This is a genomic window from Aquabacterium sp., assembly GCF_044226965.1.
Classification (GTDB): domain Bacteria; phylum Pseudomonadota; class Gammaproteobacteria; order Burkholderiales; family Burkholderiaceae_C; genus Pseudaquabacterium.
Window position 1 is genome coordinate 145,515 of record NZ_JBGAGA010000001.1, and the last position, 20,845, is coordinate 166,359.

The 20,845-nt window shown below is 70.4% G+C and carries 19 protein-coding genes; 17 read left to right on the forward strand and 2 right to left on the reverse strand.

All coding sequences use genetic code 11. The annotated features are described in order from the left end of the window. Positions 1–21: 21 nt before the first annotated feature. On the forward strand, positions 22–810 hold the full coding sequence (locus tag ACILR4_RS00740; protein WP_395698883.1) for an enoyl-CoA hydratase: 789 nt from the start codon (positions 22–24) through the stop codon (positions 808–810). Between the two features lie 184 nt (positions 811–994). Continuing rightward, on the forward strand, positions 995–1,357 hold the full coding sequence (locus ACILR4_RS00745; protein ID WP_395698884.1) for a DUF4148 domain-containing protein: 363 nt from the start codon (positions 995–997) through the stop codon (positions 1,355–1,357). Between the two features lie 61 nt (positions 1,358–1,418). Here the strand turns inward: ACILR4_RS00745 and lysS are convergent, their stop codons facing one another. After that, positions 1,419–2,933, reverse strand: a complete 1,515-nt coding sequence (gene lysS, locus ACILR4_RS00750) for a lysine--tRNA ligase (protein WP_395698885.1) — start codon at positions 2,931–2,933, stop codon at positions 1,419–1,421. Positions 2,934–3,071: 138 nt separating this feature from the next. On the opposite strand from lysS, the gene ACILR4_RS00755 reads away from it, so the two are divergent. Genes ACILR4_RS00755 through ACILR4_RS00810 form a run of 12 tightly spaced genes read left to right on the forward strand, consistent with a single transcriptional unit; the run spans position 3,072 to position 14,926 of the window. Then, positions 3,072–4,133, forward strand: coding sequence for a Gfo/Idh/MocA family protein (locus ACILR4_RS00755; RefSeq protein ID WP_395698886.1), 1,062 nt, complete (start codon positions 3,072–3,074; stop codon positions 4,131–4,133). 5 nt (positions 4,134–4,138) lie between these two features. Further along, positions 4,139–4,741: an acyltransferase gene (locus ACILR4_RS00760; RefSeq protein ID WP_395698887.1), complete on the forward strand. Its 603-nt coding sequence runs from the start codon at positions 4,139–4,141 to the stop codon at positions 4,739–4,741. Further along, on the forward strand, positions 4,723–5,832 hold the full coding sequence (locus ACILR4_RS00765) for a DegT/DnrJ/EryC1/StrS family aminotransferase (RefSeq protein WP_395698888.1): 1,110 nt from the start codon (positions 4,723–4,725) through the stop codon (positions 5,830–5,832). Before ACILR4_RS00760 ends, ACILR4_RS00765 begins: the two co-directional genes overlap by 19 nt. Before the next feature lie 34 nt (positions 5,833–5,866). Further along, the gene (locus ACILR4_RS00770; protein WP_395698889.1) at positions 5,867–7,090 is read left to right on the forward strand and encodes an oligosaccharide flippase family protein; all 1,224 of its coding nucleotides are present in this window, start codon (positions 5,867–5,869) and stop codon (positions 7,088–7,090) included. Further along, on the forward strand, positions 7,090–7,686 hold the full coding sequence (locus tag ACILR4_RS00775; protein WP_395698890.1) for an acyltransferase: 597 nt from the start codon (positions 7,090–7,092) through the stop codon (positions 7,684–7,686). The genes ACILR4_RS00770 and ACILR4_RS00775 overlap by 1 nt, the downstream gene beginning before the upstream one ends. Next, complete coding sequence (locus tag ACILR4_RS00780; protein WP_395698891.1) at positions 7,683–8,771, forward strand: glycosyltransferase; 1,089 nt, start codon at positions 7,683–7,685, stop codon at positions 8,769–8,771. Before ACILR4_RS00775 ends, ACILR4_RS00780 begins: the two co-directional genes overlap by 4 nt. Then, positions 8,768–9,985 (forward strand): glycosyltransferase family 4 protein, encoded by a 1,218-nt coding sequence (locus ACILR4_RS00785; protein ID WP_395698892.1) that lies wholly within the window; start codon positions 8,768–8,770, stop codon positions 9,983–9,985. Before ACILR4_RS00780 ends, ACILR4_RS00785 begins: the two co-directional genes overlap by 4 nt. Further along, positions 9,982–10,689, forward strand: a complete 708-nt coding sequence (locus ACILR4_RS00790; RefSeq protein ID WP_395698893.1) for a class I SAM-dependent methyltransferase — start codon at positions 9,982–9,984, stop codon at positions 10,687–10,689. The genes ACILR4_RS00785 and ACILR4_RS00790 overlap by 4 nt, the downstream gene beginning before the upstream one ends. Next, a complete protein-coding gene (locus ACILR4_RS00795) occupies positions 10,686–11,846 on the forward strand; it encodes a DegT/DnrJ/EryC1/StrS family aminotransferase (protein WP_395698894.1) in 1,161 nt (386 codons plus the stop codon). The genes ACILR4_RS00790 and ACILR4_RS00795 overlap by 4 nt, the downstream gene beginning before the upstream one ends. A 20-nt stretch (positions 11,847–11,866) precedes the next feature. Then, the gene (locus tag ACILR4_RS00800) at positions 11,867–12,463 is read left to right on the forward strand and encodes a sugar transferase (protein ID WP_395698950.1); all 597 of its coding nucleotides are present in this window, start codon (positions 11,867–11,869) and stop codon (positions 12,461–12,463) included. A 10-nt stretch (positions 12,464–12,473) separates the two neighbouring features. Then, complete coding sequence (locus tag ACILR4_RS00805) at positions 12,474–14,366, forward strand: polysaccharide biosynthesis protein (RefSeq protein ID WP_395698895.1); 1,893 nt, start codon at positions 12,474–12,476, stop codon at positions 14,364–14,366. Between the two features lie 47 nt (positions 14,367–14,413). Beyond that, positions 14,414–14,926, forward strand: a complete 513-nt coding sequence (locus ACILR4_RS00810) for a TlpA family protein disulfide reductase (protein ID WP_395698896.1) — start codon at positions 14,414–14,416, stop codon at positions 14,924–14,926. Between the two features lie 6 nt (positions 14,927–14,932). Here the strand turns inward: ACILR4_RS00810 and ACILR4_RS00815 are convergent, their stop codons facing one another. Then, positions 14,933–15,697 (reverse strand): Crp/Fnr family transcriptional regulator, encoded by a 765-nt coding sequence (locus ACILR4_RS00815; protein ID WP_395698897.1) that lies wholly within the window; start codon positions 15,695–15,697, stop codon positions 14,933–14,935. On the opposite strand from ACILR4_RS00815, the gene ACILR4_RS00820 reads away from it, so the two are divergent. The 3 genes from ACILR4_RS00820 to ACILR4_RS00830 all read left to right on the forward strand — a co-directional run bounded on the left by ACILR4_RS00820 (position 15,696) and on the right by ACILR4_RS00830 (position 20,733). Continuing rightward, positions 15,696–17,123: a FecR domain-containing protein gene (locus tag ACILR4_RS00820; protein ID WP_395698898.1), complete on the forward strand. Its 1,428-nt coding sequence runs from the start codon at positions 15,696–15,698 to the stop codon at positions 17,121–17,123. The genes ACILR4_RS00815 and ACILR4_RS00820 overlap by 2 nt on opposite strands. Positions 17,124–17,152: 29 nt before the next feature. Further along, positions 17,153–19,243, forward strand: coding sequence for a CHASE2 domain-containing protein (locus ACILR4_RS00825; RefSeq protein ID WP_395698951.1), 2,091 nt, complete (start codon positions 17,153–17,155; stop codon positions 19,241–19,243). Between the two features lie 113 nt (positions 19,244–19,356). Further along, positions 19,357–20,733: a hypothetical protein gene (locus ACILR4_RS00830; protein ID WP_395698899.1), complete on the forward strand. Its 1,377-nt coding sequence runs from the start codon at positions 19,357–19,359 to the stop codon at positions 20,731–20,733. The last annotated feature ends 112 nt before the right edge of the window (positions 20,734–20,845 follow it).

The following is a 20,845-nucleotide window of genomic DNA, read 5'->3' on the forward strand; positions in this document are numbered from 1 at the left end:
CACCCGAAGAGGCAAGCCCATATGGACTACGAACTGATCCTGGTCGACACCCGTGGCGACGGCGATCGCCGCACTGGCGTGATCACCCTGAACCGCCCGAAGCAGCTGAACGCGCTGAACAACCAGCTGATGGACGAACTGGGTCGCGCATTGAAGGCCTTCGACCTCGATCCCGGCATCGGCTGCATGGTCATCACCGGCAACGAGAAGGCCTTCGCGGCTGGCGCCGACATCGGCGCGATGGCCGGCTACACCTTCGCCGACGTCTACCAGGGCGACTACATCACCCGCAACTGGGAAACCATCCGCAGCGTGCGCAAGCCAGTGATCGCCGCGGTGGCTGGCTTCGCGCTGGGCGGCGGCTGCGAGCTGGCGATGATGTGCGACATGATCATCGCCGCCGACAGCGCCAGGTTCGGCCAGCCCGAGATCAAGCTCGGCGTGATTCCCGGCGCCGGTGGCACGCAGCGACTGCCGCGCGCGGTGGGCAAGGCCAAGGCGATGGACCTGGTGCTCACGGCCCGCATGATGGATGCGGCCGAGGCCGAGCGCAGCGGGCTCGTCTCGCGCGTGGTGCCGGCCGCTGCCTTGATGGACGAGGCGCTGGCGGTGGCCGCCATCATCAACGGCTTTGGCGAGGCCAGCGTGCTGGCCGCCAAGGAATGTGTGAACCGGGCCTTCGAGGGCGGGCTGAGCGACGGCGTGATGTACGAGCGCCGCATGTTCCATGCCCTGTTCGCCACCGAGGACCAGAAGGAAGGCATGGACGCCTTCGTCAACAAGCGCAAGCCGGTCTTCAAGCACCGCTGAGGGCGCTGCCGGGCGTTTCAAGCCCGGCGAGGCGGATCCATTGTTTGCAAAACCGCATCGGTGCGTTCGCGCCGCTGCGGTTTTTCTTTGGACCTAGGGTTTCTACAGTGGTGCCCATGGATGCAGCCGGTGCAGACGCACCGGAACAGACAGCCAAGCCCAACAACCCTGTAGGAGTTCCGTGATGAAGAAGCTGATGATTGCCGCCTTGACCGTGCTGTCCGCTGGTGTGGCGATGGCCGACGATCCCACCATCGACAACAGCGCCAGCGTGCCTTCGCTGAAGACGCGCGCACAGGTGGTGGCCGAGTACCACCAGGCCATCGCCGACGGTTCGATCCGCGCCTATGCCAACCGCCCGCAGCTGACCCCGGCGCAGGACATCAAGTCGGTGCGCGCCCGCGCCGACGTCAAGGCCGAGGTGTTGGCCGCCCGCGCCGCCGGCGAACTGAACGCGATCACGGGTGAGGACAGCGGTGCACTGGCGTCGAACGCCAAGCGCCGCGCTCAGCCGGCAGCAACCGTGCTGGCCACCGCGCAGCGCTGAGACCGCGCCCCCCTGCGTGCAACGAACGCCCGGCTCTGGCCGGGCGTTCTTGTTGGCCGGCTCAGCCCTCGCGGCGCAGGGCCGGGAACAGGATCACGTCGCGGATGCTGGGGCTGTCGGTCAGCAGCATCATCAGCCGGTCGATGCCGATGCCGCAGCCGCCGGCGGGCGGCATGCCGTACTCGAGCGCGCGGATGAAGTCGGCGTCGTAGTACATCGCCTCCTCGTCACCGGCTTCCTTGTTGGCCACCTGGGCCTGGAAGCGCGCGGCCTGGTCTTCCGCGTCGTTCAGCTCCGAGAAGCCGTTGGCGTACTCGCGGCCGGTGATGAAGAGCTCGAAGCGCTCGGTGATCGACGGATTGGTGTCCGAAGCGCGTGCCAGCGGGCTCACCTCGACGGGATAGTCGATGATGAAGGTCGGCTGCCATAGCTTTTCCTCGACCGCGGCTTCGAACAGGCCGAACTGCAGCTCGGCCAGGGTCCAGTGCGCCGGTGGCTCCTCGCCCAGCGACTTCAGCTTGGCGTGCAGCGCCTTCGCGTCGGTCGACTCGGCCTCGCTGACGCCTGCATGCACCACCAGCGATTCGCGCACCGACAGCCGTGCGAAGGGCTTGTCCAGCTCCACCGGCTTGCCGGCGTAGGTGAGGGCGGCCGAGCCGGTGGCTGCGCGCGCGGCATGGCGCAGCACGGCCTCGGTGAAGTCCATCAGGTCGTGGTGGTTCCAGTAGGCCGCATAGAACTCCATCATCGTGAATTCGGGGTTGTGCCGAACCGAGATGCCTTCGTTGCGGAAGTTGCGGTTGATCTCGAACACGCGCTCGAAGCCGCCGACCACCAGGCGCTTGAGGTACAGCTCGGGCGCGATGCGCAGGAACATCTCCTGGTCCAGCGCGTTGTGGTGCGTGACGAAGGGCTTGGCATTCGCACCGCCCGGGATCGGGTGCAGCATCGGCGTCTCGACCTCGAGGAAGCCGTGCTCGACCATGAAGCTGCGGATCGAGCTGACCGCCTTGCTCCGCGCGACGAAGCGCGAGCGCGCCGCGTCGTCGGTGATCAGGTCGACATAGCGCTGCCGGTACTTCACCTCCTGGTCGGCCACGCCGTGGAACTTGTCCGGCAGCGGCCGCAGGCTCTTGGTCAGCAGGCGCACGCTGCCGACCTTCACCGACAGCTCGCCGGTGCGCGTCTTGAACAGCATCCCCTCGGCGCCGAGGATGTCGCCCAGGTCCCAGTGCTTGAAGGCCTCGTAGCCGGCTTCGCCCACCGCGTCCTTGCTGATGAAGAGCTGGATGCGGCCGTGGGTCTTGCCCAGCGAGCCGTCCTGCAGCGTCGCGAAGCTGGCCTTGCCCATGATGCGCTTGAGCATCATGCGGCCGGCCACCACCACCTTCACCCCCAGCGGCTCGAGCTCCTCGTTGGGCATCTCGCCGTACTTGTGCTGCAGGTCGGCGGCCTGGTGCTGCGGCTTGAAGTCGTTCGGGAAGGCCACGCCCTGCTGGCGGATCGCGGCCAGCTTGGCGCGGCGCTCGGCGATCAGCTTGTTGTCGTCGTCGGGAAGCAAGGTGTCCTGGCTCATGGCGCGGCGCTCGGCCCGTTGCTCGGGCGGGGTCAGGGAAACCGCGGATTGTAGGCAGTGGCGGATAATCCTTGCCCTGGCCCCGAGGGTCTGGCCTGCGGCGCTTCACGCCGCCAGCGCCGCCACCCGCGCCCCACCATGCACCTGCAACACGCTTCCATCACCGATCGCAAGATCCGCTTCGCGCTGGCCGGCTGCGGCCGCATTGCCGCCAACCATGCCGAGGCGCTGGCCCGCCATGCCGACCGTGCCGAGCTGGTGGCCGTGTGCGACCCCGACGCCGCGGCGCTGGCCGCGATGGTCCAGCGCACCGGCGCACGCGGCTTCGCGCACTACAGCCGCATGCTGGCCGACGTCGAGGCCGACTGCGTGGTGCTGTCCACCCCGAGCGGCCTGCACCCGCAGCAGGCCATCGAGGCGGCGCAGGCCGGTTTCCATGTGATGACCGAGAAGCCGATGGCCACGCGCTGGGCCGACGGCCTGGCCATGGTCAAGGCCTGCGACGAAGCCGGCGTGCGCATGTTCGTCGTCAAGCAGAACCGCCGCAACCGCACGCTGCAGCTGCTGCGCCAGGCGCTGCAGCAGGGCCGCTTCGGTCGGCTGTACATGGTGACGGTGAACGTGTTCTGGTCGCGGCCGCAGAGCTACTACGACTCGGCCGCCTGGCGCGGCACCTGGGAGTTCGACGGTGGCGCGTTCATGAACCAGGCCAGCCACTACGTCGACCTGCTGGACTGGCTGATCGGCCCGGTCGAGAGCGTGATGGCCTACACCGGCACCTTGGCCCGCAACATCGAGGTCGAGGACACCGGCGTCGCCGCACTGAAGTGGCGCAACGGCGCGATGGGGTCGATCAACGTGACGATGCTGACCTACCCGAAGAACCTCGAGGGCTCGATCACCGTGCTCGGCGAGCATGGCACCGTGCGCATCGGCGGCGTGGCCGTCAACAAGATCGAGCACTGGGAATTCGCCCAGCCGCACGAGATGGATGCGCAGCTCGACGACGCCAGCTACCACACCACCTCGGTCTACGGCTTCGGCCACCCGCTGTACTACGACAACGTGATCCGCACCCTGCGCGGCGAATGCGAGCCCGAGACCGATGGCCGCGAGGGGCTGAAGAGCCTGGAACTGCTGATCGCGATGTACCGCTCGGCGCGCGACGGCAAGCGGATCAATCTGCCCCTGGAATATTGAGCAAGATGAGCGGCCAGGCGAGCAATGTGGTGGCGCACCCGTCGGCCATCGTCGATGAAGGCGCGCAGCTCGGCGAGGGCTGCCGCGTGTGGCACTTCGCGCACATCAGCGCCGGCGCGCGCATCGGCCGCGGCTGCTCGTTCGGGCAGGGCGTCTACGTCGGCAACGATGTGACGATCGGCGACAACGTCAAGGTGCAGAACAACGTCTCGGTCTACGACGCCGTGACGCTGGAAGACGACGTGTTCTGCGGCCCCAGCATGGTGTTCACCAACGTGCACAACCCGCGTTCGGCGGTGCCGCGCAAGCATGAGTATCGGCGCACGCTGGTCCGGCGTGGCGCCACGCTGGGCGCCAACTGCACCATCGTCTGCGGCACGACGATCGGCGAGTACGCCTTCGTCGGCGCCGGCGCGGTGGTCAGCCGCGACGTGCCGGCCCATGCGCTGATGGTCGGCGTGCCGGCGCGCCAGATCGGCTGGATGAGCCGCCACGGCGAGCGCCTGGACCTGCCCGTGCAGGGCCATGCCCAAGCGCGCTGCCCGGCTACCGGAGAAACCTACCGCCTCGACGGCAACCGCCTCAGCCTATGCAGTTCACCGACCTGAAGACCCAGTACGCGGCGCTGAAGCCCTCGATCGATGCGCGCATCCAGCGCGTGCTCGACCATGGCCAGTACATCATGGGCCCCGAGGTGGCCGAGATGGAACAGGCACTGGCCCGGCGCACCGGGGCACGCCACTGCATTGCAGTGGCCAGCGGCACGGAAGCCTTGCTGATCGCGCTGATGGCGCTGGACATCCGGCCCGGCGACGAGGTCATCACCACGCCGTTCACGTTCGCCGCGACGGCCGAGATGATCGTGCTGGCCGGCGGCCAGCCGGTGTACGTGGACATCGAGCCGGACACCTGCAACCTCGACGCCTCGCTGATCGAAGCGGCGATCACGCCACGCACCCGGGCCATCATGCCGGTCAGCCTGTACGGCCAGGTGGCCGACATGGCGGCCATCAACGCCATCGCGCAGCGCCACGGCCTGCCGGTGATCGAAGATGCCGCGCAGAGCTTCGGCGCCACCTACCAGGGTGGATCCAGCTGCAATCTCTCGACCTTCGGCTGCACCAGCTTCTTTCCCTCCAAGCCGCTGGCCTGCTATGGCGACGGCGGTGCGCTGTTCACCAACGACGACGCGCTCGCCCAGGCCTGCCGCGAGATCCGCGTGCATGGCCAGAGCGGCCGCTACCACCACACCCGCATCGGCGTTGGCGGCCGCATGGACACCCTGCAGTGCGCGGTGGTGCTGGGCAAGCTCGAGCGCTTCGACTGGGAGCTCGAGCGCCGGCGCGTGCTGGGCGAACGCTACGCGCAGCGGATCCGCGCCTCGGGCGCGCCGGTCCAGCTGCTGGCGGTGCGGCCGGATCGCGATTGCGTCTGGGCCCAGTACACGGTGATGGTCGACGAGCGGCCGCGCGTGCAGCAGGCGCTGCAGGCGGCCGGCATTCCCACGGCTGTGCATTACCCCAAGCCGCTGCACCACCAGCCCGCCTACGCGGCAGGGTGGGACCCGGCGGCGCTGCCGCACAGCGTGCGCGCCGCGCAGCGCGTGCTGAGCCTGCCGATGAGTGCCGACCTGAGCGAGGCCGACCAGGACCGCGTGGTCGCCGCGCTGGCCGCGGCCACCGTGCCGGCCACCGCCTGACCCGGCCCCGGCGCGCGCGGCTCCCGATTCACGCATGAGCACCGGCCTGCTGCGCCCGACGCTGACCCTGCTGACCGGCGGCGCGCTCGCGCAGGCGCTGCCGCTGCTGCTGGGGCCCTGGCTGGCGCGGCTGTACAGCCCGCAGGAATTCGGCACCTATCACCTGTTTGCAGCGGCCGCGGCCAACCTCGCGGTGGTGGCCTGCGCGCGCTACGAGTTCGCGCTGCCACTGGCGGCCGACGCACAGCAGGCCGGCGTGCTGCGCTGGCTGTGCCTGATGCTGCTGCTGGCCACGACCTTGCTGTGTGCGCTGGCCGGGCTGCTGTGGAGCGCCTGGGCGGCGGCCGCCTGGCCGGCCTGGCTGCCGCTGGCGGTGGCGGTGCTGGGCCTGGTGTCGCTGGCCACCTTGTGGGCCACCCGCCTGCAGCACTTCCGTGCGCTGGCCGTGGCGCGCGTGCTGCAGCATGGCGGTGGGGCGGCGGCGCAGGCGGCGGCCGGCGTGGCGCAGGCGGGCGTGCAGGGGCTCATCGTCGCGCCGGTCGTCGCGGGCCTGGCCGCGCTGCTGGCCTTGCGCCTTCCGCTGGGCCGCCCGGCGCAGGCCACGCGGGCCGCGCTGGTCGATGCCGCGCGCCAGCACCGCGAATTTCCGTTGCTGAACACGCCGCACGCATTCCTGGGTGCCCTGCAGGACACCGTGACGGTGGCATTGATCACCGCCACGCTGGGCAGCGCGGCGGCCGGCGCCTGGGGCCTGGCGCTGCGCTACCTGAAGGCGCCGGCCACCTTGGTGGGCGGGGCCCTGTCCCAGGCGCTGTACCCGCGCCTGGCGGCGGCCGGCGGCGTCACCGCCGAGGCGCGCCACACCGTGCGGCAGGCGATGCTGACCCTGGCCGCGATCGCCGCCCCGCTGGTCGTGGGGCTGTGGGCCTTCGGGCCGCAGCTCTTCGCCTGGGCCTTCGGCGAGCGCTGGCGCGAAGCCGGCGAGCTGGCGCGTGCGCTGGCGCTGTACATCGGCGTGCATTTCGTCGCCTCGCCGCTGGCGGTGGTCACGATGGCCTGGCAGGCCCAGGCCTGGGCGCTGCGTCTGGCGCTGGTCGGGCAGCTGAGCTTCGTGCTGGCGCTGGTGGTGGGGCTGCAGCTGGGCAGCCTGGCCGCGGCAGGCTGGGTGGTGTCGCTGGTCACGGCCGCGTACTTCGGGTGGTACTTCCTGCGACTGGCGCGCTGGCCCCTGGCCGACCCTGCACGGGGGGCCGTGTGATGCGCGCCGCCTTCAACCGCGCCCGCCGCTGGGCGGCCCGCTGGCTCTGGCACCGCGTGGTGTTCGGCGAGCGCTCCCAGGGGCGCTGGCTGCCGCACACCCGCATCGCGCCCTCGGCCTGCATCGAGCACGAAGACCGGCTGCAGCTGGCCGACCACGTCTTCATCGGCCCGTTCAACTTCATCGAGGCCAGCGCCGGCGTGGTGATCGGCGAGGGCGTTCAGATCACCCATCACGCCAGCATCGTCACCCACAGTTCGCACCGTGCGCAGCGGCTGCTGGGCCGGCGCTTCGTCGACTGGCCGGGCGACCGGCCGGGCTGGATTGCGGGGCCGGTGGAGATCGGGCCCTACTGCTTCATCGGCCCGCACAGCGTGATCGAGGCCGGTTCGCGGCTGGGCCGTGGCTGCATCGTGCGGGCCGGCAGCGTGGTGCGCGGCGTGTTTCCCGATTTCGCGGTGATCGGGGGCAACCCGGCCCAGGTGCTGGGCGATGCGCGCGAGCGCGACGAGCGCTGGCTCGAGCGCCATCCTGAACTGCGCGCGCACTACGAAGCCTGGGCCGGCATGGCGTCCAAAGTGAGCGGCCCGCGATGAAGCTGGTGCTGCTCGGCGACGGCGAAAGCCCGCACCTGCTGAAGTGGGCGCGGGCGCTGGCACCGCGGCTGGAGCTGTACGCTGCCTCGTCGCGCGGCTTCACGCCGGCGCTGGCCGAGCTGCTGCCGCCCGAGCGCCGGCTGGCGCTGGACACGCGGCCCAGCTTCGCCGGTGGCAACGTGGCCGTGCTGCGCAGCCTGCCGCGGCTGGCGCGCTGGCTGCGCCAGGTGCGGCCCGACTGGGTGCATGCGCACTACCTCACCTCGCACGGCACGCTGGCCTGGCTGGCGCATGCGCTGTGGCGGGTGCCGGGCCGCATCGTCGGGTCGGCCTGGGGCTCGGACATCCTGGTCGCGCCGCAGCGCAGCGTTGCGCTGCGCTGGCTCACGCAGCGCGTGCTGCAGGCCTGCACGCTGTGCACCAGCGATTCGCTGCACATGGCCGAGCGCATGAAGGCGCTGGGCGCCGGCGAAGTGATGAGCTTCCCGTTCGGCCTGGAGACGCTGCCCGAGCTGTCCACCGTCAAGCGCGAGCAGCTGTTCTTCGCCAACCGCGGGCTGGAGCCGATCTACGCGCCGCAGCGCGTGCTGGCGGTGTTCGCGCAGATCGCGCAGCGCTGGCCGCAGGCCGAGCTGGTGGTGGCCAACGACGGCTCGCTGCGCGCGGCGATGGAACAGCAGGTGCGCGACAGCGACCTGGCCGGGCGCGTGCGCTTCGTCGGCCGGCTCGACGCCGAGGCGCAGGCGCAGTGCTATCGCCAGGCGCGCTGGTACCTGAGCCTGCCGCTGAGCGATTCGGTCTCGGTCTCGGTGCTGGAGGCCATGGCGCATGGCTGCATCCCGCTGCTGTCCGACCTGCCGGCCAACCGCGAGCTGGTGAACCATCTCGACAACGGGCTGATCCTCGAAGACGGCGCAGGTCCCGACCTGGCCGCGATCGGCATGCTGGGCCGGCGCGCCGCACAGGTGGCGGCGGCCAACCATGCCTGGGTGGCGCGGCAGGCAATGTTCGAGCCGGCGGTCGAGCGCTTCGTCGCGCGCCTGCATGCGCTGCAGTCGGGCCGCGGGCGGCGCCGCACGCCATGAACATCCTGTACCTGAACCACTATGCCGGCAGCCCGGCGCTGGGCATGGAATACCGGCCCTACTACCTGTCGCGCGAATGGGTGCGCCTGGGCCACGCCGTGCAGATCGTCGCGGCCTCGCATTCGCATGTGCGCACGCGGCAGCCGGCGCCGGGCGACGAATTGATCGACGGCATCCGCTACCGCTGGCTGCCGACGCCCGCTTACCAGGGCAACGGCGTCGGCCGCGCGCGCAACATCTGGCACTACGCCTGGCCGTTGTGGCGCGACGCCGCCCTGCTGGCACGCGAGTTCCGGCCGGATGCGGTGATCGCCTCCAGCACCTACCCGATGGACATCTGGCCGGCACGCCGCATCGCGCGCGCGGCCGGTGCGCTGCTGGTGTTCGAGGTGCACGACCTGTGGCCGCTGTCGCCGATCGAGCTCTCGGGCATGTCGCCATCACACCCGTTCATCCGGCTGTGCCATGCGGCCGAGACGGCTGCCTACCGCGATGCCGACCGCGTGGTCTCGATGCTGCCGGTGGTGCACGAGTACATGGCCTCGCGCGGGCTGGACCTGCGGCGCCTGGCCATCGTGCCCAACGGCATCACGCTCGACGAATGGCAGGGCACGCCGGCGCCGCTGCGCGAGGACGTGGCCGCGGCCATCGCGCTGCAGCGGGCGGCCGGCCGCACGGTGGTGGGTTATGCCGGCTCGATGGGCCTGCCCAATGCGCTGGACACCCTGCTCGATGCCGCGAAGCGGCTGCGCGAGGATGCGCTGGCCATCGTGATGGTCGGCGACGGGCTGGAACGCGAGCGGCTGGCGCAGCGCGTCGCGGCCGAGGGCCTGTCGCGGGTGACGATGCTGCCGCCGATCCCGAAGGCGCAGATCCCCAGCTTCCTGGCCGCGCTGGACATCGCCTACATCGGCTGGCAGCGGGTGCCGATCTACCGCTTCGGCATCGCGCCGAACAAGCTGATGGACTACATGATGGCCCGCTGCGCGGTGCTGCATTCGGTGGAGGCCGGCAACGACCCGGTGGCCGAGAGCGGCTGCGGGCTGACCGTCGCGCCGCAATCGCCCGAAGCCGTGGCCGACGGCCTGCGCCGCCTGGCCGCCACGCCGGCGGCCGAGCGCCGCGCGATGGGCGAGCGCGGCCGCGCCTTCGTGATGGCGCACCACACCTACCCGGTGCTGGCGCAGCGCTTCCTGCAGGCGATGCAGCGATGAGCGGATCGCCGTCGGCCGACGAGACCCGGGACCTGGCGCAGCGCTACGCACGCCGCGGGGCGCTCGATCGCTACAGCCTGCTACAACCCGACGTGTGGCAGACGGTGCAGGAACGCCAGCGCGCGCTGCTGCGCTTGTTCGCGCGGCGCGGGCTCAGCGACCTGGCCGCGCTGCGGCTGCTGGAGGTGGGCTGCGGCGCCGGCGGCAACCTGCTGGAGTTCCTGCGCATGGGCCTGCGGCCCGAACACCTGGCCGGCGTCGAGCTGCTGCCCGAGCGCCACGAGATCGCCCGTGCGGTGCTGCCGCCGGCCGTCACGCTGTGGCAGGGCGATGCGAGCCGGCTGCCGGTCGAGCCCGCCAGCCGGGACATCGTGTGCCAGTTCACCGTGTTCTCGTCGCTGCTCGACGACGCGTTCCAGCAGCAGCTGGCCGCGGCGATGTGGTCCTGGGTGGCGCCCGGTGGCGGCGTGCTGTGGTACGACTTCACCATCGACAATCCGCGCAACCGCGATGTGCGCGGCGTGCCGCTGCGGCGCGTTGAGGCCTTGTTCCCGCACGCCCGCCTGTGGCACCGCCGGCTCACGCTGGCGCCGCCGCTGGCCCGCGTGCTGTGCCGCATCCACCCCGCGCTGTACACCGTGTTCAATACCTTGCCGCCGCTGCGCACCCATGTGCTGGCCTGGCTGGAGAAACCCGCACCATGACCGAACCGTTCCTGCCCTTCGCGCTGCCCGAGATCGACGATGCCGACATCGCCGAGGTGGTGGACACGCTGAAGTCGGGCTGGGTCACCACCGGCCCGAAGGCCAAGCGCTTCGAGTCCGACTTCGCCGAGTTCCTGGGCGAGCCTTCGTTGCACTGCATCGCGGTGAACTCGGCCACCGCCGGCCTGCACCTGGCGCTTGAGGCGCTGGGTATCGGCCCCGGCGACGAGGTGATCACCACCACCCACACCTTCACCGCCACCGCGGAGGTGGTGCGCTACCTCGGTGCCGACGTGCGGCTGGTGGACATCGATCCGGCCACGCTGAACATCGATCCGCGCGCGGTCGAGGCGGCGATCACGCCGGCCACCAAGGCCATCATGCCGGTGCACTACGCCGGCCTGGCCGCCGACATGCCGGCGATCCACGCCATCGCACAGCGCCATGGCCTGAAGGTGGTGGAAGACGCCGCGCATGCGCTGCCGACCACCAGCGCCGGCCGGCTGATCGGCACGCTGGCGAGCGACGCCACCGTGTTCAGCTTCTACGCCAACAAGACCATCACCACCGGTGAAGGCGGCATGCTGGTGACGCGCGACGCCGCGCTGGCCCAGCGCGCGAAGGTGATGCGCCTGCACGGCATGAGCCGCGATGCCTTCGACCGCTTCACTGCCAAGGTGCCCAGCTGGTACTACGAGGTCGTGGCGCCGGGCTTCAAGTACAACCTCACCGACATCGGCGCCGCGTTGGGCCTGCAGCAGCTGAAGAAGGCGCGTCGCTTCCAGCAGCGCCGCGCCGAGATTGCCGCGCGCTTCGACGAAGCGTTCGCCGGGCTGCCGCTGATCCGCGCGCCGCAACCGCCGGCGGGCGAACAACATGCCTGGCACCTGTACGCGATCCGGCTGCAACCGCAAGCCGGCGTCGCGCGGGACCGCTTCATCGAACGCCTGTTCGAGCGCGGCATCGGCTGCAGCGTGCACTACATCCCGCTGCACCTGCAGCCCTACTGGCGCGACCGCTATCAGCTGAAGTCCTCGGCCTTCCCGCACAGCCAGCAGGCCTATGAGCAGATGCTGAGCCTGCCGATCTACAGCCGCATGAGCGATGCCGACGTCGAGCGGGTGATTGCTGCGGTGAAGTCCGCATTGGCCGCCTGAGGCCCCACGCGCCGATGTCCATGGCCAAGCGCCTGTTCGACCTGCTGATCGCCGCGCTGGCGCTGCTCTTGCTGGCGCCGGTGCTGCTGCTGGTCGCGGCGGTGGTCAAGCTCGATTCCCCGGGGCCTGTGTTCTTCCGGCAGGAGCGGGTGGGGCGGCATGGCCGGACCTTCCGCATCCACAAGTTCCGCACCATGCAGACCGATGCGCCACAGCGCGGACCGGCGGTGACGGTGGGCGACGATGCCCGCATCACCCGCAGCGGCCGCTGGCTGCGGCATTACCGCTTCGACGAACTGCCGCAACTGCTGGACGTGCTGGCCGGCGACATGAGCCTGGTCGGCCCGCGGCCCGAGGTGCCGCGTTTCGTCGCGCACTATCCGGCGGCCTTGCGCGAGCGCGTGCTGGCGGTTCGCCCCGGCATCACCGACCCGGCGTCGCTGGAGCACATCGACGAAGCCACGCTGCTGGCCGACGCGGCCGACCCCGAACGGGCCTACATCGAGACCATCCTGCCGCACAAGCTCGCACGCCAGGCCGACTATGCCGCGCGGGCGACACTCGCGTCCGACCTGGCGGTCCTGCTGCGCACGGTGCGCGTGCTCATTGCCCGTTGATGCTGCCTTGATGAATCCGCAAGACGATGCCCCGGTCACGCTGTCGTTCTGGCAACGGCTGGACCTGTTCATGGCGCGGCTGCGGCCGCATCGCGTGCCCTTGTCGCTGGCCATCGACGGCCTGATGGTCGCGCTGGCCTGGAACGTCACCTACCTGTTCCGACTGGGCTTCGAGCGCTGGATCAGCGCGCGGCCCGGCTACGACGCGTGGGTGATGCTGGGCATCGTCGGCGCGTACCTGCTGGCGTTCTCGGCGCTGCGCGTACCGCACGGCATGTGGCGCTTTGCCGGCTTCGGCGACATCAAGCGCCTGGCGCTGGGCTGCGCGATCGCCGGGCTCGGGGCGGCCGTGGTGGTGCTGATGCTGCAACTGCGCGCTGTGCCGCGCGCCGTGCTGGCGCTGCACCCGGTGGTGGCCCTGATGGGCGTGGCGCTGGTGCGGCTGGCCTACCGCATGCTGTACGAGCATGCGCGCTCGCGCATCACGGGCAGCGACGCCGAGGTGCGGCGCGCGATCATCCTCGGCGCCGGCGAGGCTGCGCGGCGCCTGATCGCCGGCATCCACAACCAGGGCTGGCAGGTGATCGGCCTGCTCGACGACGATCCGGCCAAGCAGGGTGCGCGCATCGCCGGCATGCCGGTGCTGGGGCCGCTGGAGGCGGTGCGCGACAAGGCCGTGCACGGTCAGGCCACGCACCTGATCGTCGCGATGCCGGCCGCGCGCGGGGCGCAGCGCCGGCGTGCGCTGGAGCTGGCCGCGCCGACCGGGCTGCCGGTGCTGACCGTGCCCTCGGCGGCCGAGCTGCACACCGGCCGTGCGGCGATCGAGCGCGTGCGCGACATCGAGCCCGACGACCTGCTCGGGCGCGAGCCGGTGCAGCTGGACGAGGCCGGCGTGGCCGAGGTGCTGTCGGGCAAGACCGTGCTGGTCACCGGCGCGGGCGGCTCGATCGGCAGCGAGCTGTGCCGCCAGCTGGCGATGTACGGCCCGGCCCGGCTGGTGCTGCTGGAGCAGAGCGAGTTCAACCTCTACAGCATCGAGCAATCCTTGAGCGCGGCCTTTCCGCAGCTGCCGCTGGTGCGGCTGGTCGGCGACGTGAAGGACCTCGAGGCGCTGCGCGCGGTGTGCCAGCGCTGGCGGCCGCAGGTCGTGTTTCATGCCGCGGCCTACAAGCATGTGCCGCTGATGGAGGAGCACAACGCCTGGGACGCGCTGCGCAACAACACGCTGGGCACCTGCCATGCGGCACTGGCGGCCGCCGAGTGCGGCGCCGAGCGCTTCGTGCTGATCAGCACCGACAAGGCGGTGAACCCGACCAACGTGATGGGCGCGACCAAGCGCGCGGCCGAGCGGGTGGTGTCGGCGCTGGCGCTGCGCCATCCGGGCACCCGCTTCATGGCCGTGCGCTTCGGCAACGTGCTGGGCTCCAGCGGCAGCGTGATCCCGAAGTTCAAGGAGCAGATCGCGCAGGGCGGGCCGATCACCGTGACCCACCCGGACATCATTCGCTACTTCATGACGATTCCCGAGGCCGCGCGCTTGGTGCTTCAGGCCGCAGCCATTGGCCAGAGCGGCCAGGTGCTCGTGTTGGACATGGGCGAGCCGGTGAGGATCGTCGACCTGGCGCGCGACCTGATCCGGCTGTCGGGTCATTCGGTCGACGACATCGCGATCGTGTTCTCGGGCCTGCGCCCCGGCGAGAAGCTGTACGAGGAGCTTCTGGCCGATGCCGACACGACGCTGCCGACCGACGTGGCCCGGCTGCGCGTGGCGCAACTGCACGACGAGGATGCCGACACCGTGCTGGCCTGGGTGCAGGCGGTGAGCCAGTCGCCCCGGCTCGACGATGCACAGGTGCGCGCGCGGCTGCGCGAGCTGGTACCGGAGTACCGGGTCGCCTGAGGGATGTCGGGATGTCGCGGATCGCGTCGTCACCGCAGAATCCGCCCATGGTCGTCGACACCGCTTCGGTCCTGCAACGCCGGCAGCTCCTGCTGGGCACCGCGGCGTGGCTGAGTCCCGCGCTGGGCCGGGCAGCTGCCGAAGCCGGTGGCACCGCGCCCAGCCTGTCGCTCACCGCCACCGATGGCGAGCCGGTCTTCGCCGCCGGCCGCTGGCGCGTGATCTACCTCGACTTCTGGGCCTCGTGGTGCGGGCCGTGCCGGCAGTCCTTCCCGTGGATGAACCAGCTTGTCGAGCGCTACCAGGCCGCCGGGCTGCGAGTGGTCGGCATCAACCTCGATGCCAAGGCCGAGGATGCCCAGGGCTTCCTGCAGCAGTTGCCGGCGCGCTTCCCGATCGCCTTCGACGCGGCCGGCGCCAGCGCCCGGGCCTTCGGCGTCAAGGCCATGCCCAGTTCCTTCCTGCTGCGCGCCGACCGCAGCGTGCTGTGGGCGCACCGCGGCTTCCGCAGCGAGGATCGCGAGGCGCTCGAGCGGCGCATCGCCGCGGCGCTGGCCTGAAGGCGCTCAGGCCTTGGCCGGCGCCACCTTGCCGTCGGCCGCTTGCTGCAGCGTGTCCGGTTGGTGCACCACCAGCAGGTTGCCGTCGCGTGCCAGCACCTTCAGGCCCTGCAGGAACTGCAGCGTTCGCGTCACCGTCTCGCGGCTGGTGTTGACCATGATCGCGATTTCCTGGTGCGTGGGCGGCATCACGATCACCACCTGACCCTTGCCGTCCCGCTGCGCCAGCAGCGCCAGTTGGGCGCAGACGCGCTGGAACGAACTGGGCAGCGCCAGCAGCGAACGATGGCTTGCGGCGCGGCGCATCCGGGCGGCCAGCCGCTCCGCCACGGCCGCCGCACCCGCGGGGGTCGAGAACATCAGCTCGCGGGCCCGGTCGCGGTCCAGGAAGGTCAGGCGTGACGGGGCCACCGCGATGATGTATTCGGGTGCAGGCTGGCCGTCGATCACCGACAACTCGCCAAAGAAGTCGCCGTCCTCGATGAAGTCAATGCCAACTTCACGTCCGTCCAACGTAAAATTGACAGTTTGCAGCCGCCCTTCGATCAGGAAGCCGAGGCCCGCGTCGGTCTGGCCGCGCTTGATCACCACCTCGCGCCGCTCCACCCGGCGCTCGCTCATGGTGGTCGACACCTCGGCCAGTTTGGCGGCCGGCAGACTGTCGAACAGGCGCAGGCCCTGAAGAATCGGAATCAGGATGGGCATCGGGGGTGCAACTGTGCCCGCAACAAAGCCCGAAAGCTTGTGATGCACAACACACCGGTTGATCATGACCGGGGGCAAGATAGATTTTCCAGCATCCCGCCCCAGGTCCAGGAGTGAAGCGATGAATCGTCAACCCGCCATTTCCGTCCTCCGCCCGCTCGTCGCGGCGCTGGCGGTGGCCTGCGGCATCGGTTTCGGCGGAACAGCGCGGGCCAGCGAGTCTGCCGCCGTCGGCCAGGTCAGCTTGCTGATCGGCGCCGCCCGCGTGACCCACCTCGACGGCAGCAGCGAGCCCCTCAAGCGTGGCGCGTCCATCCTGGTCGGCGACCGGGTCGAAACCTCGGCCAATGGCCATGTGCACCTGCGCTTCATCGACAACGGCGCTGTCAGCGTGCGGCCGGACAGCGTGCTGGAAGTACAGGCCTACAAGTACGACGCCGACAAGCCGCAGACCAACGAGGTGCGACTGCGGGTGGAGCAGGGCACGGCGCGTTCGATTTCCGGCGCCGCCACCGAAGTCGACAAGAACCGCTTCCGCCTCAACACGCCCATCGCGGCCATCGGTGTGCGCGGGACCGATTTCATCGTCCACACCGACGCTGCCGGCGTGCGGGCCACGGTGGCCGACGGAGCCATCGTCGTCGGCGCGCTCGGAGGCACTTGCACTGCTGCCGGCCTGGGTCCCTGCGGCGCCGCCGAGTCCCGGGTCCTGTCGGCCGACATGGGGCGCTTCATGGCCGAGGTGCGGCCCGGCGAGCGCGTGGCGCGTGTCGTGCCGGTCGGCGCGGGTGTCGCTGAACTGGCGGTCAATGGTGCCGAGGAGCGCGCTGCAGCGCTGTATGCCGCCGAGCAGGCGGCCCGCTCTGCCGCGCAGCTCGCTGCCGATACCAAGGGCTTCGCCCAAATGCGCGACACCGATCGCGCCGCGGCAGACCTGCTGGCCATCGCCGCGCCGGGTGCGGTCAATCTGAATGTGCCATCGGACCTGAACCGCCAACTGGTCTGGGGGCGCTGGACCTTCACGTCAGCGGCCAATGACAGCGTCAGCGTGCCCTTCGCGCAGGCCTGGACGGGCCGGGATCCGACCTCGGCTTCCGACAAGTACGGTGCGCTGTTCCGCAGTCGTGACCCGAACAACCCCGACGGCCTGCTGAACCCGGGCACGGATGCCAAGTTCGACTTCACGCTGACCCGCGCGACCGCCAGCTACGAAGCCAATGGGCGCAGCGAGGCCGCCACGGTCAACGGCAGCATGACCATCGACTTCGGCCGCCGGACCTTTGCCACGGCGCTGGGCCTGTCCTCGGCGACCGGCGGCAAGACCGAATTGCGCGCCGGCGGTTCGATCGCCCCTGACGGCACCTTCGCCGTCTCGGACGCGACGCAGAAGGTCAGCGGCGCACTGTCCTACGACGGCAAGGAAGCGGGCTATCTGTTCGAACGCAGCGTGGTCGGCGGGCTGTTCCGCGGCAAGACGCTGTGGGGCCGCTGAGGGCGGCGTAGGACGCCGAGCGCTTGACCATGGCCACCTGGCGAAACCATCCCTGGCGCCTGCGCGTCGCGGTGCTGCTGCTGGCGGCACTCGCGGTCGCGCTGCTGCAGGGGCTGGCGCCCGAGGTGCTGGTGCGGGTCGAGCAGATGACGGGCGATGTCACCTGGCGGCTGGGGGCCAGTGCCAAGCCCGAGCGCCGCGTCGTGGTGGTCGACATCGATGAAGCCAGCCTGAAGCAGATTGGCCCCTGGCCCTGGCCACGCCAGACCATGGCCCGGCTCGCGCAGCGCCTGGACGAGGCGGGTGCCGTCGTGCAGGCGTATGACATCAATTTCTCCGACGAACGCGAGGGCGACGCGGCGCTGGCGGCTGCCTGGGCCCAGGCACCGGTGATCGCGGGCCAGATCTTCTCGCTCGACCCGCAGGTCACGCCGCGCGTCGGTGAGGTGTCGGGTGCGCTGGCCGTGGGCCGTTGCCCGGCGTTCGCGCCGCGCAGCCATGGTTTCTATGGCAACGCGCCCGACCTGTTGCGGCAGGCGCCAGCCGTCGGCCACATCACGCCGCGGATCGAGAGCGACGGCGTCGTCCGCAAGGTGCCCGCCCTGGTCTGCCATGAAGGTCGTGCCTACCCGAGCCTGGCCCTGGCCACGCTGTGGCGGGCGGCGCAACCGGGCAGCACGGGTGCGTTGCCGGCGCCCGACTGGGTGTGGTCAGAGGCCGGCGAGCAGGCCTTCGGCGGCGGCGTGCTGCGGCCCGCCGGCTGGCTGACGAGCGCCAGCCTGCCCGGCGTGGTGGTACCGGTGGATGTGCACGGCGACATGCGGGTGCCCTATCGGCTCCAGCGCAAGGCCTTTGCGTCGGTGTCGGCTGCCGAGGTCCTGAACGGCACGGCTGAGACCAGTCTGCTGCACGGCGCGGTGGCGCTGGTCGGTGCCACGGCATTCGGCATCGGCGATACGGTAGCCACGCCGCATGCGGCCGTGTCCTCGGGGCTGGAGATCCATGCCCAGTCCATCGTGGGCTTGCTGGAGCATCGCCTGCCATACGCGCCCGCGAGCGTGTGGCCGCTGCAGTCGGTGGCCATGGTGCTGCTGGGGGGTGTGCTGCTGCTGCTGGTGCGCCATCGGCCCGGGGTGACGGCCAAGCGCTTGCCCATCGCGGGCATCGTGCTCGCGCTGGCCTGCTATCTGGGCTCGATGGCGGCGCTGCTGCAATCTGACCTGTGGCTGCCCTGGGCCTCGACAGCGCTGTTCGCGCTGATCGGGGCTTCGGCGCTGGCGGCGGCCGAGCACGCGCTGACCCGGGCTCAGCGCGAGCGGCTGTCGGCCCACCTCGGGGCCTACCTCCCGGCGCCGGTGGCGCAGCGCCTGATGGCCACCGATCCTTCGGGCAGCGTGCAGGTCAACCGCCGCGACATCAGCGTGCTGGTGGCCGACATCCGCAACTTCTCGTCGTTTGCGGCGCACAAGCCGGCCGAGGAAACGGCCGCGATGCTGCACGCCTTCTGCTGCATTGCAGTCGATGTGGTCGAGCAGCATGGCGGCGTGGTGGAAAATGTGGTGGGTGACTCGGTGCTGGCCGTCTGGAATGCCTACTCGGATTGCGCTGATCACCCGCGGCAGGCGCTGCTTGCCGCCCAGGAACTGCTGCGTGCCACCCGAACCTTGCTTGCGCCCTCTCAACCCCCGCATGAAGACAGTCCTGTCCAGCCCTTGGCGCTGGGCGTGGGGCTGGAGTCCGGCGTTGCCGTGGTCGGCTCCTTCGGCCCGGCGCGGCGCCGTGCGCATGCGGCGCTGGGAGAGCCGGTGAGCGTTGCTGCCCGATTGCAACAAATGACGCTCGATCTATCGATGCCGATCCTGATCGGCCCGCAACTTGCCGCCCAGTTGCCGCAAGGCAGCACCGAGCCCTTGGGCGAATACCTGCTCGAGGGCTTGAGCCGGCAATACGCCTTGCATGCGCCGACGGCGTGGGCTGAACTGGTGCCGACGGAGCCGCTGTGGGCGGCGACCGCGAGCGAACGCGGCGGCAATGACAATTTCAAGTGGGCGGCTTGGGGCGATAGTGGAGCCTCCGCCTCGCTACGGGTCCAGGGCGTCGGCACGTTGCGCGACGCGTGAAACGCGCCGCCCCCCCAAGGCCCGGGCCGCTGGGCCTGCGCTTGCTGGCCTGCCTGGTCGGGGTTTCTTGTGCTTCGGCGGGCGCTCAAGTTGTGGCGCAAGGGCCGAGCCTGATGGAAGATGCCGCCGGCAGCTCTGCCGATGCGGGCGACGGCCTGGGTGGGGTGCGCCTGGTCGACTATTGCGGCGTGCTGGCCAACAGCGCCTGGCCCCGCACACCGGTCGCCCGGCGGGCCCTGCTGCACCGCTTCGAGATCCTGCGTCCACAGTGCATGACCCATGCGCCTTTCCTGGCCGTGCTGGGAGCTTTGTGGCTGGAGGAGGGCGAACCTGCGCAGGCGATGGTCTGGCTGGAGCGATCGCTGATGCTGCAGCCCGAGCAACTGGGCGCGCAGGCAGATCACGCCCTGGCGCTGGCCGCGCTGGGCGAAACGGCGGCCCGCGACGCCTTGGCGCAGCAGTGGGCCCACCGCGCTGACGTTCCGCCCGCCTTGCTGCAGCGCTTGAACCAACGTCCGGTGGCGAAATCAAGCGACCAGCCGGGCGGCGGCGGACAGTCGGCGACTCCGGCCAATACCGTGGACGGCTGGGTCTTCTACAGTGAAGCTTCGGCCTTGTCTGGCTATGAAAGCAACCTCAGCTACTCGCCGCGCCTGAATGAACTGACGCTGACCCCGCCGAACGAGCCGCCCGTGACCTTGTCGGTCTCCTCGCGGCCGCGCCGCGGCGCAGCGCTCGTGACCGAGCAGTCCGGACAGCTGGCCTACAGCCCCCGCCAGGGCATGATCGTGCAAGCGGGGGTTCAGGGCAGCATCCGGCACGCCCCCAGCGAGTCGAGCACGGATTGGCACCATATCCAAGTGGTGGGCGCGGTTTCGCAGCAATGGGACTTGTGGCGCGGCGGACTGCAGGCCAGCGTGACGCAGGTGGGCGGTGCACTCAGTGAGGCCTACCAACTGGCCCGCTTCGGCGTCTCGGTCGATCGTGAGGCCATCGGTTGCGGCATCCGCCTGACGATCGAGGGCGAAAACCGAAAGCACGAGCAGACCGCGAGTCAGGATGGGCGGACGGTCGGAGCGCTCTGGAGCCAGCAATGTCCGTTGCCTGGCAACAACTGGGTCTGGGGATTTGCGCTGCGCCGCAGTGTCGACAGTCCGGTCGATCCAAGCCGACCGGGTGGCGTGCAGCGCCAGACCAGTCTGGGGCTGCGGCTCGCAGGCGCACTGAATGGGCGCTACCGGCTGGAACTTGGCTGGCGCAGCGGCCTGGTCACGGATTCGGCCGGCTACAACGTCCTGATCCGGGATGGCGCCATCCGGCGACTCAACCAGCACCAGTTCTCGCTGGAACTGGCGCGCAGCTTGCAGTTGTCATGGATGCAAGGCGCAGAAGGGCTGATCCAGGTCACCGCGGCCCGTCAGTTGAGCAACCTGCCGATCTTTCCGTATACCGGCGTTTCGGTCTATGGCGGCCTGCGCTGGCGCTGGTAGGCCGCCAGAACCGGTTGGATCGTTGTCTTGCCGCAACATGCCTGCGGGTTCCCCCGAGCGCCAATCGGGTCGCGCGCGCTGGAACCCCTCTATCCGGGTGCCATAATCCCGC

Coding starts and splice junctions, on each gene's coding strand:
- ACILR4_RS00795 (WP_395698894.1), top strand. CDS start 10,686: ATGACCGAACCGTTCCTGCCCTTCGCGCTGCCCGAGATCGACGATGCC.
- ACILR4_RS00800 (WP_395698950.1), top strand. CDS start 11,867: ATGGCCAAGCGCCTGTTCGACCTGCTGATCGCCGCGCTGGCGCTGCTC.
- ACILR4_RS00815 (WP_395698897.1), bottom strand. CDS start 15,697: ATGATCAACCGGTGTGTTGTGCATCACAAGCTTTCGGGCTTTGTTGCG.
- ACILR4_RS00745 (WP_395698884.1), top strand. CDS start 995: ATGAAGAAGCTGATGATTGCCGCCTTGACCGTGCTGTCCGCTGGTGTG.
- ACILR4_RS00770 (WP_395698889.1), top strand. CDS start 5,867: ATGAGCACCGGCCTGCTGCGCCCGACGCTGACCCTGCTGACCGGCGGC.
- ACILR4_RS00805 (WP_395698895.1), top strand. CDS start 12,474: ATGAATCCGCAAGACGATGCCCCGGTCACGCTGTCGTTCTGGCAACGG.
- ACILR4_RS00825 (WP_395698951.1), top strand. CDS start 17,153: ATGGCCACCTGGCGAAACCATCCCTGGCGCCTGCGCGTCGCGGTGCTG.
- ACILR4_RS00785 (WP_395698892.1), top strand. CDS start 8,768: ATGAACATCCTGTACCTGAACCACTATGCCGGCAGCCCGGCGCTGGGC.
- ACILR4_RS00755 (WP_395698886.1), top strand. CDS start 3,072: ATGCACCTGCAACACGCTTCCATCACCGATCGCAAGATCCGCTTCGCG.
- ACILR4_RS00820 (WP_395698898.1), top strand. CDS start 15,696: ATGACCGGGGGCAAGATAGATTTTCCAGCATCCCGCCCCAGGTCCAGG.
- lysS (WP_395698885.1), bottom strand. CDS start 2,933: ATGAGCCAGGACACCTTGCTTCCCGACGACGACAACAAGCTGATCGCC.
- ACILR4_RS00765 (WP_395698888.1), top strand. CDS start 4,723: ATGCAGTTCACCGACCTGAAGACCCAGTACGCGGCGCTGAAGCCCTCG.
- ACILR4_RS00780 (WP_395698891.1), top strand. CDS start 7,683: ATGAAGCTGGTGCTGCTCGGCGACGGCGAAAGCCCGCACCTGCTGAAG.
- ACILR4_RS00775 (WP_395698890.1), top strand. CDS start 7,090: ATGCGCGCCGCCTTCAACCGCGCCCGCCGCTGGGCGGCCCGCTGGCTC.
- ACILR4_RS00810 (WP_395698896.1), top strand. CDS start 14,414: ATGGTCGTCGACACCGCTTCGGTCCTGCAACGCCGGCAGCTCCTGCTG.
- ACILR4_RS00830 (WP_395698899.1), top strand. CDS start 19,357: ATGGAAGATGCCGCCGGCAGCTCTGCCGATGCGGGCGACGGCCTGGGT.
- ACILR4_RS00760 (WP_395698887.1), top strand. CDS start 4,139: ATGAGCGGCCAGGCGAGCAATGTGGTGGCGCACCCGTCGGCCATCGTC.
- ACILR4_RS00740 (WP_395698883.1), top strand. CDS start 22: ATGGACTACGAACTGATCCTGGTCGACACCCGTGGCGACGGCGATCGC.
- ACILR4_RS00790 (WP_395698893.1), top strand. CDS start 9,982: ATGAGCGGATCGCCGTCGGCCGACGAGACCCGGGACCTGGCGCAGCGC.